This is a genomic window from Streptococcus sp. zg-86 (genome assembly GCF_017639855.1).
In the GTDB taxonomy this organism is placed as follows: domain Bacteria; phylum Bacillota; class Bacilli; order Lactobacillales; family Streptococcaceae; genus Streptococcus; species Streptococcus zhangguiae.
In genome coordinates, this window is the sequence record NZ_CP072115.1 from 1567986 (window position 1) to 1585341 (window position 17356).

The 17356-nt window shown below is 40.6% G+C and carries 6 protein-coding genes and 1 pseudogene; 3 read left to right on the forward strand and 4 right to left on the reverse strand.

Features of this window, described 5'->3' with window-relative positions; translation table 11 throughout:
• Positions 1-25: 25 nt before the first annotated feature.
• The 4 genes and pseudogenes from J5M87_RS07415 to J5M87_RS07430 form a co-directional block, all read right to left on the reverse strand.
• Positions 26-9766, reverse strand: coding sequence for an Ig-like domain-containing protein (locus tag J5M87_RS07415; RefSeq protein ID WP_154608270.1), 9741 nt, complete (start codon positions 9764-9766; stop codon positions 26-28).
• A 501-nt stretch (positions 9767-10267) separates the two neighbouring features.
• A pseudogene (locus J5M87_RS09840) lies at positions 10268-10591 on the reverse strand (transposase); the annotation flags it as partial.
• 358 nt (positions 10592-10949) lie between these two features.
• Positions 10950-12683 carry a phosphoenolpyruvate--protein phosphotransferase gene (gene ptsP, locus J5M87_RS07425; protein ID WP_154608271.1) on the reverse strand — a complete coding sequence of 578 codons (1734 nt, stop codon included), beginning with the start codon at positions 12681-12683 and terminating at the stop codon, positions 10950-10952.
• A 4-nt stretch (positions 12684-12687) separates the two neighbouring features.
• Positions 12688-12951: a phosphocarrier protein HPr gene (locus J5M87_RS07430; protein WP_018378296.1), complete on the reverse strand. Its 264-nt coding sequence runs from the start codon at positions 12949-12951 to the stop codon at positions 12688-12690.
• A gap of 334 nt (positions 12952-13285) precedes the next feature.
• On the opposite strand from J5M87_RS07430, the gene nrdH reads away from it, so the two are divergent.
• The 3 genes from nrdH to nrdF all read left to right on the forward strand — a co-directional run bounded on the left by nrdH (position 13286) and on the right by nrdF (position 16966).
• Positions 13286-13510, forward strand: a complete 225-nt coding sequence (nrdH, locus tag J5M87_RS07435; protein ID WP_154608272.1) for a glutaredoxin-like protein NrdH — start codon at positions 13286-13288, stop codon at positions 13508-13510.
• 33 nt (positions 13511-13543) lie between these two features.
• On the forward strand, positions 13544-15703 hold the full coding sequence (gene nrdE / locus J5M87_RS07440) for a class 1b ribonucleoside-diphosphate reductase subunit alpha (RefSeq protein WP_154608273.1): 2160 nt from the start codon (positions 13544-13546) through the stop codon (positions 15701-15703).
• A gap of 303 nt (positions 15704-16006) precedes the next feature.
• Positions 16007-16966, forward strand: coding sequence for a class 1b ribonucleoside-diphosphate reductase subunit beta (gene nrdF / locus J5M87_RS07445; protein WP_154608274.1), 960 nt, complete (start codon positions 16007-16009; stop codon positions 16964-16966).
• The last annotated feature ends 390 nt before the right edge of the window (positions 16967-17356 follow it).

The window sequence follows — 17356 nt, forward strand, 5'->3', positions numbered from 1 at the left end:
CATTTTATTTAGTCAAATGATGATGTTATTCTTCTCTTTTACGTTTTCCTAGAAGAACTAAACCAGCAAGTCCCAATGCGGCAGCACCATACAGAGCACCTGTTTGATCAGATGAATCTCCTGTGTTTGGTAACGCTTGTTTAGGATGATCCATTACTGGACTTGGCGTTACTTTTTTAACTGGAACTTCTGGAGCAACTGGAACTTCTGGAGCAACTGGAGTTTCTGGTACTGATGTTACTGGTTTTGGTGCGATAACAATCGTCTTCTTCACTTCTGTTGTCAAACCACCCTTATCCGTTACCAAGAAGGTTACTTCATACACTCCTGGTACATTGTAATCAACTGGATTGTTCTTGATGGTTACAACAACATCTTTACCATCTTCCTTGTCATTTGGAATGACTGAAGCAATCAAGTCTTTATCGCTGATTGGTGTACTTCCTTGAGGGAGAGTTACGAGTGGAGATGTACCTGTTGGTGGGGTATTTGACACTACTGGAGGAATCGATACTACTGGTATTGGTGTAACAGTGACTGGAACTTCTACAATTAACAATTCTCCATTTGGTAATTTAACTGTAACAGCTACACTTGATTTCTTACCTGGAGTTTCAGTTGTTGGGATTTTACCAATTTCGGTAATCACAGTACCATCTGGCAATTTCACATTCTTAGACACATCTTCTGGAGTGATTAGTGTATCTTGTGTCACAACAATTGGAGTTGTCGGAACTTTCGGTGTAACGATAACTTTCTTCTTAACTTCTGTTGTTAAGCCACCTTTATCTATTACTAAGAAGGTTACTTCATATTCTCCTGGTACATTGTAATCAACTGGATTGTCTTTGATTGTTACGGTTACATCTGTGCCGTCTTCTTTGTCATTTGGAATGACTGAAGCAATCAAGTCTTTATCACTGATTGGTGTACTTCCTTGTGGTACTGTCACTGTTGGTGATGTGCCTGTCGGTGGGGTATTTGGTTCTTCTTCTTTTGGTGTAACAAATACTGGTACTTCTACATCTACCACGTCACCATTTGGTAATTCAACCGTTACTGTCACACTTGGCTTCACACCTGGGATTTCAGTTGTTGGAATTTTACCAACGGTTTTCACCTTAGCACCTTCTGGTAATTTCACATTTTTAGCAACATCCTCTGGAGTGATTGGTGTATCTTGCTCCACAACGATTGGAGTTGTCGGAACTTCTGGGGTCTCTGGTTTCGGTGTAACAACTACAGTCTTCTTAACTTCTGTTGTTAAGCCTCCCTTGTCTGTTACAACGAATGTTACTTCGTAAACTCCTGGTACATTGTAATCAACTGGATTATCTTTGACAGTTACAGTTACATCTGTTCCATCTTCTTTGTCATTTGGAGTGACAGAAGCAATCAAGTCTTCCTCGCTGATTGGCGTGCTTCCTTGTGGTACAACTACTGTCGGAGAAACACCTGTTGGAGGAGTATTTGGAATAACTTCTGGTGTATATACACCTTTAGCTGGTGTACCATTCTTATCTTTAGCAACAACTGTTACGCCTGTTCCTGTTCCTGTAAAGTCTTTTTCTGGGGTAAACGTTACTTTACCACTTGGATCAACTGTGTATGTTCCTTCGCCTGGAACGGTAACGCTTGTTACTTCCTTACCTGTCTTAGGATCAATCAACATAGCTGGGTTAGAAGCATCTGGAACAAGTGGTGTACCATCGCCATTTTTGAATGTTGGTGTTCCTTCTTGCTCTTCACCTTGTTTACCTGTTGAAGAATCATTGTCACCTGTTGGTGTCACTGGTGTTACTGTTGGTGTGTACTTAGCTTCTACTGGCGTACCATTTTCATCTGTACGTTTAACCGTTACACCTGTTCCTTTACCTACAAAGCCTTTTTCTGGGGTGAATGTTACTTTACCACTTGGATCAACAGTATATGTTCCTTCGCCTGGAATGGTAACGCTTGTTACTTCCTTACCAGTTTCAGGATCAATCAACATAGCTGGATCATTGCTCAATGGTACTTCTGAATCACCTTCTTTAAATGTTGGTGTTCCTTCTTGTTCTTCACCTTGTTTACCTGTTGACTCTGCTGGTTCTGCTGTCGGTTTAACCGGTGTTACTGTTGGTGTGTACTTAGCTTCTACTGGCGTACCATTTTCATCTGTACGTTTAACCGTTACACCTGTTCCTGTTCCTGTAAAGTCTTTTTCTGGGGTGAATGTTACTTTACCACTTGGATCAACTGTGTATGTTCCTTCGCCTGGAACGGTAACGCTTGTTACTTCCTTACCTGTCTTAGGATCAATCAACATAGCTGGGTTAGAAGCATCTGGAACAAGTGGTGTACCATCGCCATTTTTGAATGTTGGTGTTCCTTCTTGCTCTTCACCTTGTTTGCCTGTTGAAGAATCATTGTCACCTGTTGGTGTCACTGGTGTTACTGTTGGTGTGTACTTAGCTTCTACTGGCGTACCATTTTCATCTGTACGTTTAACCGTTACACCTGTTCCTTTACCTACAAAGCCTTTTTCTGGCGTGAATGTTACTTTACCACTTGGATCAACAGTATATGTTCCTTCGCCTGGAATGGTAACGCTTGTTACTTCCTTACCAGTTTCAGGATTAATTAACTTAGCTGGATCATTGCTCAATGGTACTTCTGAATCGCCTTCTTTAAATGTTGGTGTTCCTTCTTGGTCTTCACCTTGTTTACCTGTTGACTCTGCTGGTTCTGATGTTGGTGTCACTGGTGTCACTGTTGGTGTGTACTTAGCTTCTACTGGCGTACCATTTTCATCTGTACGTTTAACTGTTACACCTGTTCCTTTACCTACAAAGTCTTTTTCTGGCGTGAACGTTACTTTACCACTTGGATCAACTGTATATGTTCCTTCGCCTGGAATGGTAACGCTTGTTACTTCCTTACCAGTTTCAGGATCAATTAACTTAGCTGGATCATTGCTCAATGGTACTGCTGGATCACCTTCAGTAAATGTCGGAGTTCCTTCTTGTTCTTCACCTTGTTTACCTGTTGACTCTGCTGGTTCCGCTGTCGGTTTAACCGGTGTTACTGTTGGTGTATACTTAGCTTCTACTGGCGTACCATTTTCATCTTTCGCTTCAACAGTGATTGGATCTGGTGTTCCCACAAAGTCTTTGTTCGGTGTGAATGTCACTTTACCAGTTGCTGGATCAATTGTGTACTTACCAACTTCTTTACCGTCTTTCATCGCTGGAAGTTCTGTTTCTTCAGTTGGCTCTCCAGTTGTTGGATCAATGAATTTAGCAGGATTTTCTGCTGAAATCTTCACTGGTACTGCTGGATCACCTTCAGTAAATGTCGGAGTTCCTTCTTGAGTTTGTCCTTGTTTACCTGTTGATACTGCTGATTCACCCGTTGGTTTAACTGCTGTTACTGTTGGTTCATAAGTTGTTGTAACTGGTGTACCATTCGCATCTTTCGCTTGAAGTGTCACGGCTGGTGCTGGACCTACGAAGTCTTTTTCTGGTGTAAAGACTACCGTTTTTTCTCCATTATCTCCAGTTTCAATTGTATATGTTCCGACTGGTTTGCCATCTTTCATTACCGTTACAGATTCAGCTGGATTACCTTTTTCATCCAATAAAGTTACAGATTCTGGATTCACTTTAACAGCTGGATCACCATCTTTAAAGTTCACAGACTTAGCGGTATCATCTTTATCAAAGACAATTGGAGATGTTTGTTTAGCTCCTTGAATGCCTGTTGTTGCTGATGGTTCTGCTGTCGGTGTAACTCCTTCAACTGTTGGTGTGTACTTAGCTTTAGCTGGTGTACCATTTTCATCCTTCGCTTGAACTTCGATTGGATCTGGTGTTCCCACAAAGTCTTTATTCGGTGTGAATGTCACTTTACCAGTTGCTGGATCAATCGTGTACTTACCAACTTCTTTACCGTCTTTCTTCGCTGGAAATTCTGTTTCTTCAGTTGGCTCGCCTGTTGTTGGATCAATGAATTTAGCAGGATTTTCTGCTGAAATCTTCACTGGCACAGCTGGGTCTCCTTCAGTAAATGTTGGAGTTCCTTCTTGTGGTTGTCCTTGTTTACCTGTTGACTCTGCTGGTGTACCTGTCGGTTTAACTGGTGTTACTGTTGGTGTGTAAGTTGCTGTCGCTGGTGTACCATTAGCATCTTTGGCTTGAACTTCGATTGGATCTGGTGTGCCCACAAAGTCTTTATTCGGTGTGAATGTCACTTTACCAGTTGCTGGATCAATCGTGTACTTACCAACAATTTTTTCACCTTGCATCGCTGGAAGTTCTGTTCCATCAATTGGTTGTTTTGTTACTGGATCAATGAACTTAGCTGGATTGTCTGCTGAAATCTTCACTGGTACTGCTGGATCGCCACCTTCGAAGGTTGGAGTTCCTTCTTGAGTTTGTCCTTGTTTACCTGTTGACGTATCATCTTTTCCTATCGGTGTAACGCCTTCAACTTTTGGTGTGTACTTAGCTTTAGCTGGTGTACCATTCTTATCCTTCGCTTGAACTTCGATTGGATCTGGTGTTCCCACAAAGTCTTTATTCGGTGTGAATGTCACTTTACCAGTTGCTGGATCAATCGTGTACTTACCAACTTCTTTGCCATCTTTATCTTTCGCTGGAAGTTCTGTTTTTTCAGTTGGTTCACCTGTTGCTGGATCGATGAATTTAGCAGGATTTTCTGCTGAAATGTTTACTGGCACAGCTGGGTCGCCTTCAGTAAATGTTGGAGTTCCTTCTTGTGGCTGTCCTTGTTTACCTGTTGACTCTGCTGGTGTACCTGTTGGTTTAACTGCTGTTACTGTTGGTGTATAAGTTGCTGTCGCTGGTGTACCATTAGCATCTTTCGCTTGAACCGTTACTGGATCTGGTGTTCCCACAAATTCTTTATTTGGTGTGAATGTCACTTTACCAGTTGCTGGATCAATCGTGTACTTACCAACTTGTTTACCATTTTTCATCGCTGGGATAGTTGTGTCAGTAATTGGTTGTTTCGTTACGGGATCATAGAATGTTGCTGGATTGTCTGCTGAAATCTCTACTGGTACTGCTGGATCGCCACCTTTGAAAGTTGGTGTTTCTGATTGTGGTTGTCCTTGTACACCTGTTGTTTCTTTACTTTCACCTACTGGTGTAACACCTTTAACTGTTGGTGTATAAGTTGTTGTAACTGGTGTACCATTCGCATCCTTCGCTTGAAGTGTGACAGCTGGTGCTTCACCTACAAAGTCTTTTTCTGGTGTAAAGACGACTGAACCATCTCTAAGTGTGTAAGTACCCACTTTCTTACCAGTTCCATCTGTTACTTCAACACTTTCAGCAGGGTGACCTTTAGCATCTAGCAATTGTACAGTCTTAGGATCAATTGGAGCAACTGCATCGCCAGCTTTGAAGTTCACTGAATTCGGTTGGCTGTCATCGCCAAATACGATTGGAGATGTTTGTTCTGCCCCTTGAATACCTGAAGTTTTTGATGGATCTGCTTTTGGTTCAACTGCTGTTACTGTTGGTGTATAAGTTGCTGTCGCTGGTGTACCATTTTCATCTTTCGCTTGAACCGTTATTGGATCTGGTGTGCCCACAAAGTCTTTATTCGGTGTGAATATCACTTTACCAGTTGCTGGATCAATTGTATAAGTACCAACTTGTTTACCATCTTTCATCGCTGGAAGCTCTGTTCCATCAATTGGTTGTTTTGTTACTGGATCGATGAATTTAGCAGGATTTTTTTCTGAAATCTCCACTGGCACAGCTGGATCGCCACCTTCGAAGGTTGGTGTTCCTTCTTGTGGTTGTCCTTGTTTACCTGTTGACTCTGCTGGTGTACCTGTTGGTTCAACTGCTGTTACTGTTGGTGTGTACGTTGCTTCTGCTGGTGTTCCATTCTTATCCTTCGCTTGAACTGTCACTGATTCTGCTGTTCCAACGAAATCTGGATTTGGTTGGAAGGTTACTTTACCAGTCTTAGGATCAATCGTGTAAGTACCAACTTGTTTACCATCTTTCATCGCTGGGATAGTTGTGTCAGTAATTGGTTGTTTCGTTACTGGATCATAGAATGTTGCTGGATTGTCTGCTGAAATCTCTACTGGTACTGCTGGATCGCCACCTTTAAAGGTTGGTGTTTCTGATTGTGGTTGTCCTTGTACACCTGTTGTTTCTTTGCTTTCACCTACTGGTGTAACACCTGTTACTGTTGGTGTGTACGTGGTTTCAATTACTGTACCATTTTTATCCTTGGCTTGAAGTTTCACAGCTGGTGCTGGACCTACGAAGTCTTTTTCTGGTGTAAAGACAACTGATTCACCTTCAAGTGTGTACGTACCAATTTTCTTACCAGTTGAGTCGGTTACTTCAACCGTTGTAGCTGGTTGTCCTTCAGCATTTAATAACGTTACCGTTGTTTTATCAATTGGAGCTGATTCAGCCCCTGCTTTGAAGTTCACTGAGTTCGGTTGGCTGTCATCTCCAAAAACGATTGGAGAAGTTTGTTTAGCTCCTTGAATGCCTGAAGTTGTTGATTCAACAGCAGTTGGTGTAATTGGCTTAACAGTTGGTGTGTACGTTGTTTTTGCAATGTCACCACTTGCATCAGCAATTTGTACTTCTACTGGTGTAGCTGTTCCTGTATAGCTTGGTAATGGTTGGAAAGTAATCACACCATTAGCTAATGTATACGTACCTTGACCGTCCACTGTGACAGTGTTTGTTTTTTGACCTGTAGCATCTAATAATGTCAAACTATCATAATTCAACGCTTCTTTATCTGTTACAGTGTCTGTTGGTTCATTTTGCTCATCGGTTGTGTACTCTTTGAACATTGCTTTTGCGTCTGTTGTTTGAGCAACACCTTGAGGTCCTTCTGTTTCAGCTGGTGTTCCTTTTGGTTTGTTATTGATAACATGTGGAATGTAAACCGCATCCATACTAGGCGTTGTCAATGTATGACTTCCATCGTTCACATCTGTTAAATTACGGTACGTTGGATTGTTATCATCATTTGCAGAAGCATTAGCATCTGCTGCTGACCAGCCAGTTGATACCTTGTTCTTATCTGATACACGAAGTGCAACCCCTTTAGCAGTTCCTGTGAAGGTTGCTTCAGGTTTAAAGGTAATGGTCTTACCAGTAACCGTATAAGTACCTTCTCCTGCTTCTGTCCAAGTATCAACTAATTCACCAGTTGGAGAAACAATTTTCACTTCTGCATCATCTGCAATTGAGTTATCTGTATCCAAGTCATAGTCTAAGCGACCATAAGCTGTGAATTCCACACGACCATTGCCTGACGTTTCTACTACAGGGTTTGTCCCACCAACTCTGAATTCAATAGGCATCATTTGTGTTTCGCCTAAATAACCTGATGTTTCTTCTTTATCTCCACGTGGTGGATGCGTTACTTGTACTTCAAAGTCTTCTACTTCCCCTGAGTAAGCTACTCCAGTTGGTTTAGCAACATCTTCTGCCTTGTTCGCAATACGTGCACGAACAGCGATTTTACGAACAGATGGATCGACCATTTGTGGTACATTATTCCAAGTAAATTCGTAATCTCCTAACTCACCATTTACAGTGACTAACTCAGAACGTTCACCTTCATCAAATTTTCCGTTGTTGTTAAAGTCTGCCCAAGCATATGCATAGGCTGTAGAAGGAATACCTTCAGTAGCACCAGTATATTCTTTATCACCAGCAGCGCTGCTCGCTTTGAATTTTAAGGTATAAGACGTATCTGTCGCTCTATGCAAGCTGTAGGTTTCTCTACCTTGAGATGTCACATGGACATTCTCAGCACCGACTAATTGACGAACGCCTTCATCTGCTGAAGAACTTCTGTCATCTGTTTCAAAGTCTAGCTTTTCAAAATCTGGATCAACATAATCCAAGTCGGCTTTCTTAGTTCCTAAGAATGGCTGAGGGCGAACTGCTGTATTGGTAATCAAGTGTGGAGCAGAACCGTATGATTCTGGTGCATCTCCTTCATCAAAGGCAATAACCCCCATCATCAAGGACTGTTGTCCTCTACTCATGATATATAACTCAATATTTTCGACATTTCGTGTCACAAGAATCGGAACAGAACGATTATTATTAACTGTTACGTTAGGACCAGCCACTCGGGTACCAATCCCATCTCCGTAGATAACCTTCTCTCCGTCCAGCACACTTTCAATACCGACACGAGATTTTTCAGGATTGATATTGGCAACATATTTGATTTTATAGCCTTCTGGAAGCTGGGTTCCACCTTTATGGAGAAGGTCTTTCAGTCCTCCGTTATCCTTTAAGTCCGTTGCAGGATAGTAAGAACCTCTAATTCTTGGATTTGTTGCTATTTCTGCTAATAATTCAAAGGGTTCTCCATCCGTAACGAAGATTTCAGCTTCATTCCCTCTAGCTTCTTCGCCAGTCGCCACAAAGAAGTTGGCTGGAACTTTCTTCCCATTATAGGTTGCTGTAACCTTAAATTGTACTCCGACATTTCCAGCGTTCCCTTCTGCCCCAATGGTTGGTTTGGTACCTGCATTAACACCTTGTTGTCTTAAGTTAGAGTAACCATTTTGCGCTTTTGCAAGAACTTTCTTAGGAATAGTTGGACTTCCTATTTGGCTATTAATAGCATCTGGATTATAGGCAGATTCATCTTCTGTTCCTTCTACACGTTTATGGAAAGTTTCAGAAGCATTGAACGGCTTCAACTTAACCACTTCTACTTTTACAGTGTAGCCTGGGAAGAGTTCTTTTTCATAGTAAGTACCAATTTGCAACTCATCGCCAGTTGCTAAGTTATGGGTATATCGTGAATCGCCCCAATCTAGCCAATTCAGATTTTTAAGTAATTCAGGTGTATCTTTTCCAGCTTCATCTCGATAAAGCTCTGCACTTTCAACTGAGGCTGGAGTATAGAGTTTTTCAATATTATCTGGATTTGGTGTTGATGGGATTGCTCTAAAGCCAGTATAGCCTTCCGTACCGTTATTCCCAGCAGCTGCCTGGTCGTCACGAACTACATTGAAGTTAACAAAGTTTTTACGTCCACCACGCTCTACAACAACAGCTGCTTGCGCTTCTGCTTGGTCCTCTGCCAGCTTATAACCTTGAAGGGCTGGTTGAATCTTCAAATCTGTCTTAGCATCCACTGTTACATGGAATTCTTTTGGTTGATCAATCGGTAACGTTGTCTTTTCAGCAACCGAGTGGCTGATAGAATACACTTCCTTACCAGACTCTTGATCCGTGTATGCTACTTTATAAAGCGTCGCCGCTACACGTTCTACTTCCGTTGCCTTGGCTACTCCATCTAACGCTTCCCTTTCTTTCGTTAGGCTGTTTACAGCTTGGTCAATCTCTTCTTGTGTAGCACCTTCTTTTTGTAATAGGTCTTTAGCATGAGATAATTCTTTATCATATGCGTTTTTATTTGTCGCATGTAGATATTTTTCTGTCTTTGCTAGATTATCAAATGTTGAAACTTCATCCAGTAACACATTTTTATTCAATGCAACTTTGTCACTTGCTTTGTCTGTTACAGCTGTATTTGCTGTATCTACAGAATCTTCCTTAGCTACTTCAGCCTTCTTTTCTGGTACTTCTACCACGGTATTTTCTGAAGTTGGATTTAGCTCAACTAGTTCTCCAGTCTCCGCATACACCTGAGGTGCAACCAACAGGAATGATCCTAAAAATACAGAACCAACTCCAATCTTAAATTTTCGAATCGAAAAACGATCTTTCTTTCTTTTAAACATCTCTTCCTCCTAATATATTTAGACCAAGCAAGAGCTTTAATCTATTTTGTTTGATGTTATATTTTGCCTTATCAGGGCAATTACCGATTGTCAACTCCCCCTAAATGTTTAAAAATATCAGACATGAAATTTATTTAAGTCCTTTGTATATCTAAGTTCTTTACTTTCTCAAAAAGTAGGCTTTTTGGGAAAAATATGCTACAATGTGGGGTAGGATTGATTAAATTTAAAAATTTCTTGGTTTATCAAGGTTCTTGATTGAAAATTTATATCATGAACGTTTTCCTTTTTTCTTGTGAATTGTATAAATTTTTGTGTTTCAAAAATCCTAATATTTGAAATAGTTTTTTTAACAAAAATGAGGCTGGACCAAAAGTCCTAGCAACATAAAGAGTCTGGGCAAAAACTAGCCAATAATAAAAAAAGACAGATAGTGTCAAGCCGATTTTGATTAAGTCTCGCTGAACTATCTGTTTTTTCTTTTGTTTCCATTATCACGGACTAATTTCATAGCCAATTTCGCTAAATTCATGCTCATTAGGAGAAATCCTATTTCTGTTTCAACCACTTTTTGCACTCTGACAGGCAATCTGCGCACGCCAAAAACACCTTTCATCCTACCAAATACAAGTTTGACATCTACCTTACGTTTGACATACATGCGGCTCCCTCTTCACTTGTCAATCCGTCTTTGACAAGATACTTGAAATAGGTCCACATTGGATTGTAGTGAATTTGTTTGAGATTTCCTTTTTCCATCCGTGCTAACTGCTCTAATTCCTCACTAGCTTGTACAGGATTCGCTTCATATATCTTAAAATCTCGTGGTCAATCCTTCGTAAATCATTCTTAACAGAAACTCTCAGAAATGCTGATATAGCGGTATTATTAAGAGTTTTTATTTCTCAAGTAAAAGAAAAAAGCTTGAAGAAAATTGTCCAAGATGGACTTTTTCTTCAAGCTGAAACAGCCCACTAGACTTGACTCGATTGCGTATTTCGTGGCTCATAAAAAGAGGACCTTTGGACCTCTTTTTCACTTTATAATCTTCAGCTCGTGAACCAATAATCCACTGGGCTTAACTCGCTCTCTTATTTCCTAGCTCATGAAAAAACAGCCCACTGGACTTAACTCGCTCTCTTATTTCCTAGCTCGTGAAAAAACAGCCCACTGGGCTGTTTTTTTAATCAAAATTTACGTATTCTTTTTGCAAAGCTAGGACTTCTTCTGCTGTTGCGCATTCTGTCAATGCACGGTTTGCATATTCTTGCATTTTCGCAGTATCCAATTGTTTCATCAAGCTACGTGTACGAAGGACGGAAGTTGCACTCATTGAGAACTCATCCAAGCCCATACCTACAAGAAGCGGTACTGCTTGTTGGTCTCCCGCCATTTCTCCACACATACCAGCCCATTTGCCTTCTGCATGTGCTGCTTTGATTACATTGTTAATCAAACGAAGGATTGATGGGTTGTATGGTTGATACAAGTATGAAACTTGCTCGTTCATACGGTCAGCAGCCATTGTGTATTGAATCAGATCATTTGTACCAATTGAGAAGAAATCAACTTCTTTAGCGAATTGATCTGCTAGCATTGCTGCTGCTGGAATTTCAATCATGATTCCCACTTGAATGTCATCCGCAACTGGAATACCTTCTGCAAGCAATTTTGCTTTTTCTTCTTCATAGATTGCTTTTGCTGCACGGAATTCTGTAATCAGGGCTACCATTGGGAACATAATCCGCAATTGACCATGAACAGACGAACGAAGAAGAGCACGTAATTGTGTGCGGAACATTTGATTTCCAGTTTCAGAAATCGAAATACGAAGGGCACGGAAACCAAGGAATGGGTTCATTTCATGCGGAAGATCGAAATAAGGAAGTTCCTTATCTCCACCAATATCCATTGTACGAACGACAACTGGTTTGCCATTCATTCCCTCAAGAACTGCCTTGTACGCTTCATACTGCTCATCTTCTGTTGGGAAGTCTTGTGAATCCATGTAAAGGAACTCTGTACGGTAGAGGCCAACGGCTTCTGCACCGTTGTCATTCACACCTTCAACGTCTTTTGGTGTACCGATGTTGGCAGCAAGCTCAAAATGCTTCCCATCAGCTGTTACTGTTTGAGCATCTTTCAATAAGGCCCATTCTGCCTTTTGCTTAGCATAGGCTTCACCAGCTTCTTTGAAAGTAGCGATTTGTTCTTCTGACGGGTTGATAATCACTTCACCAGTAATACCATTTACCGCAAGAATATCACCATCTTTCACAATTTCAGTGATGTTATTTGTACCAAGAACAGCTGCAATTTCAAGTGTACGCGCCATAATCGCTGAGTGGCTTGTACGACCACCAATATTGGTAACAAACGCTTTTACAAAGTTTTTATCTAATTGTGCTGTATCAGAAGGTGTCAAGTCATGTGCAATAACGATTGACTCTTCTGCAATTGCTGCAGGGTTCGGCAAACGAACACCCAACAAATGAGCCAAGACACGTTTTGTGACATCGCGAATATCTGCTGCACGCTCTTGCATGTATGGATTATCGTCCATGCCTTCAAAAATAGCAATGAACATATCGGTAACTTCTGCTAATCCACTTTCAGCATTTACCTTTTTCGCACGAATCGTTTCTTTAATCTGACCGACCATCTCTGGGTCAGCAAGAACCATCAAATGGGCATCAAAAACGGCTGCCGCTTCTTCACCAAGGCTTGCTACTGCGTTCTCTCTAATAACAGAAAGCTCGTTTTGTGACGCTTCTAAAGCAGCATCCAAACGAGCTTCTTCTGCATCTGTATCTGTAACTGTAACAGTTTCAAATGACAAATCTGGTTGAACGAGTAGGTATGCCTTCGCAACCGCAACACCATCAGATGCTGCAATTCCTTTAAGCATTTCTGTCATACTCTTATGCCAAACCTTCCTTGTCCATTGTTTCAGTGATTGCTGCGATTGCATCGTCAGCATCAGCACCTTCAGCTGTGATTGTCACATCAGCACCTTGACCAACACCAAGACTCATCACACCCATGATAGATTTAAGGTTTACTGATTTGTCTTTGTAGTTCAAAGTGATATCTGAAGCGAATTTGCTAGCTGTTTGCACGAGCAATGTTGCTGGGCGTGCGTGGATACCTGTTTCTGCCACAATGTGGAAATCTTTTGAAGCCATAGTTGGATTCTCCTTTATTTTTTCAATATTGAAGGTTATTTGTGATAACCCTTACAAAGCACATTATATCATTTATTGAAATCATTTTCAAGAATTTTTTATCTTTCTTTCAAAAATCCTCCCCTAGCAAAAGCAAGGAAAATCAATCATATCCGTGCAAAAAAATGAAAATATACTGTAAGAATGAGGAAAAGCCTCTCAAACCGCATTAGAACAATAATTACACTACATCTTGTGTCCTCTTGTCAAGTAGAGCACAAGATTTAGTTTTCTCAGTTGACAATTTTGGTATTTCATTGTATCCTATATGGGTGATTAAAAAAAGGAGAAATGTATGATTACTGTTTACTCAAAAAATGATTGTGTACAATGCAAGATGACAAAGCGATTCTTGGATCAGCACAAGGTTCCATTTAACGAAATCAATCTCGATGAACAACCTGAATTTATCGAACATGTGAAAAGTCTCGGATTTTCTGCTGCCCCTGTCATTGAAACTGAAACGGAAAGTTTTTCTGGTTTCCAACCCGGAAAATTAAAAAATCTTGTTTCAGCCTAATATCCAATACAAATAGATAGAAAGAGTTACGATATGAGTTTGAAAGACTTAGGAGATGTTTCCTACTTCCGTCTAAACAATGAAATCAACCGTCCAGTCAATGGGCAAATTCCACTTCACAAAGACCAAGAAGCTCTCAAGGCCTTTTTCAAGGAAAATGTACTCCCAAATACCAAATCATTTGTGAGCATTACAGAAAAAATTCAATACTTATTAGAAGAAAATTACTTGGAACAAGCCTTTTTAGAACAATATAGTCCTGCTTTTATTGAGAAATTAGCTCAGTTCTTACGAGATCAGAACTTCCGCTTCAAATCGTTCATGGCAGCCTATAAATTCTATAATCAATATGCTCTCAAAACCAATGACGGCGCCTATTATTTAGAAAGTATGGAAGACCGCGTTCTCTTTAACGCCCTATACTTCGCTGAAGGTGATGAAGAGCTTGCCATGAATTTGGCCAATGAGATGATTCACCTCCGCTATCAACCAGCAACACCAAGCTTCTTGAACGCTGGACGTGCTCGCCGTGGTGAATTGGTCTCTTGTTTCTTGATTCAAGTAACAGACGATATGAATTCAATCGGACGCTCCATTAACTCAGCACTCCAACTCTCTCGTATCGGTGGTGGCGTTGGAATTTCCCTCAGCAATCTGCGTGAAGCAGGAGCTCCTATCAAGGGCTACGAAGGTGCTGCATCAGGAGTTGTTCCTGTTATGAAACTCTTTGAAGATAGCTTCTCTTACTCTAATCAATTAGGACAACGTCAGGGAGCTGGAGTCGTCTACCTCGATGTCTTCCACCCAGATATTATTGCCTTTCTTTCTACTAAGAAAGAAAATGCGGATGAAAAAGTTCGCGTTAAAACCCTATCTCTTGGAATTACCATTCCAGATAAATTCTACGAATTAGCACGTAAGAACGAGGACATGTACCTCTTTAGTCCCTACTCTATCGAGCGTGAATATGGTATTCCATATAGCTACATTGATATTACTGAAAAATATGATGAATTAGTTGCTAATCCAAAGATTCGCAAAACCAAGATTAAAGCACGCGATTTGGAAACAGAGATTTCAAAACTCCAGCAAGAATCTGGCTATCCTTATGTTATTAACATTGATACGGCTAACCGCAGCAATCCTGTTGACGGCAAAATCATCATGTCCAACCTTTGCTCAGAGATTCTCCAAGTTCAGGCTCCAAGTGAATTGAATGATTCACAAGAGTACCTCAAAATGGGAACAGATGTGTCATGTAATCTGGGATCAACCAACATTGTCAACCTCATGAAATCACCTGACTTTGGTCGTTCTGTCCGTACCATGACCCGTGCTCTAACCTATGTAACAGACCACTCTCATATTTCAGCTGTACCGTCTATCGAACACGGAAATAGCCAAGCTCATTCAATCGGACTTGGTGCAATGGGACTACATAGCTTCCTTGCCCAAAACTTGATTGATTATGGATCAGCTGAAGCAGTTGAATTTACCAATATCTACTTCATGCTCCTCAACTACTGGACATTGGTCGAGTCAAACAACATTGCCCGTGAACGCAAGACCACCTTCCACAACTTTGACAAGTCAAAATACGCAAATGGATCTTACTTCGATAAATACATCACTGGTGACTACCAACCCCATTCTTCTCGAGTCAAAGAACTCTTTGAAGGCATCTTTATCCCAAGTGGAGAGGATTGGGCAGCGCTTCGTGACAAGGTACAAGCAGACGGCCTCTACCATCAAAACCGCCTAGCAGTTGCTCCAAACGGATCAATCAGCTATATCAATGATGTTTCTGCTTCGATTCACCCAATTACCCAGCGAATTGAAGAGCGCCAAGAAAAGAAAATCGGTAAAATCTACTATCCAGCAGCAGGTCTTGCAACAGAAACGATTCCATTCTACAAGTCAGCTTATGATATGGATATGAGAAAAGTTATCGATGTCTATGCTGCTGCTACCGAGCATGTCGATCAAGGACTATCACTAACCCTCTTTATGCGCAGTGACATTCCACAAGGTATCTACGAGTGGAAGACAGAAAACAAACAAACCACACGTGACCTTTCAATCTTGCGCAACTATGCCTTTAACAAGGGTGTGAAATCCATCTACTACGTCCGCACCTTTACAGATGACGGTGAAGAAGTTGGCGCAAACCAATGTGAAAGCTGTGTGATTTAAGAAGCTGTGTTTATAAGCGAAGTTATTCTAATTAGGAGCTTATGTTACGATAATCAAGGCACTTTTTTGAAGGAATACTGACTGTATTTCGAAAAAAAGCAACGATGAGTAGTGAAAAATAAGCCCTGAATAGAGTTGCCTGTGAATACAGGTTCTAAGATAAATAGAACGGAGTGTGGACAAGATTTCATGGAAATCACGATGAAGCCCACTCCCTCTCTTTTTGCATAAATCTCTATCCTTTAGACCACTCGCTAAAAATATGGTATAATGGTCTGAATACTGTAATAGAAAGTGATACTTATGGAAACCTACTACAAAGCCATAAACTGGAATGCCATTGAAGATGTCATCGACAAGTCCACTTGGGAAAAATTAACCGAGCAATTCTGGCTCGATACCCGTATCCCACTTTCGAATGACTTAGATGACTGGCGTAAATTAAGTACAGAAGAAAAAGACCTGGTTGGAAAAGTTTTCGGCGGCTTGACCTTGCTTGATACCCTTCAATCTGAAACAGGTGTTCAGGCACTTCGTAACGATATTCGTACACCACATGAAGAAGCTGTCTATAATAATATTCAATTCATGGAATCAGTACACGCCAAGTCCTATTCATCCATCTTTTCAACCCTCAATACTAAATCTGAAATTGATGAGATTTTCGACTGGACCAATAGTAACGAATACCTCCAACGCAAGGCTAAAATCATCAATGATATTTATGAAACAGGCTCTCCACTTGAAAAGAAAGTAGCGAGTGTATTCTTAGAAACCTTCCTTTTCTACTCTGGTTTCTTTACACCACTCTATTATCTTGGAAATAATAAACTAGCCAACGTAGCAGAAATCATCAAACTCATCATTCGTGACGAATCTGTTCATGGTACCTATATCGGCTATAAATTCCAGCTTGGGTTTAACGAATTATCTGAAGATGAGCAAGAAAAGCTCCGTGATTGGATGTATGACCTCCTCTATCAACTTTATGAAAATGAAGAAGGCTATACAGAAAGTCTCTATGACGGTGTTGGTTGGACTGAGGAAGTAAAGACCTTCCTTCGCTACAATGCCAATAAGGCTCTCATGAATCTAGGGCAAGATCCACTCTTTCCTGATTCAGCCGATGATGTCAATCCAATTGTCATGAACGGTATCTCAACAGGAACATCTAACCACGACTTCTTCTCACAAGTCGGAAATGGTTACCTTCTCGGTAGTGTTGAAGCCATGCAAGACAATGACTATCTCTACGGTTTATAAACAAAAACGACTGGAAATCATTTTCCAGTTCTTTTTTATCCCAATAATCAGCGATATACGTCTCATACTCTATTACTATCAAAAGTAGCAGTTTTCGATACTTTATTAGATATAGTGAATTGAATAAAGGATAGGACATCGTTCAGTCGCTTTGCTTCAATAGTCCACTGGACTGTTGAACCCTTCGGAGTTTCATTGCTAAATGTTGAGTCTAATGTCTCAAAAGTTGTGTTTTTAAGATTATAAATGGTGGATAAGTTGGTTATCTTGGAGTTTCAATGAGTATAAACAATAGAAAATGTTTTTCAAGAAAAAATGTAAGACTTGAAACTTAGAGAACGGGGTTTTTCATGAAAAACGCAAGACTAAAAATCTAGGGAATCATTTTTC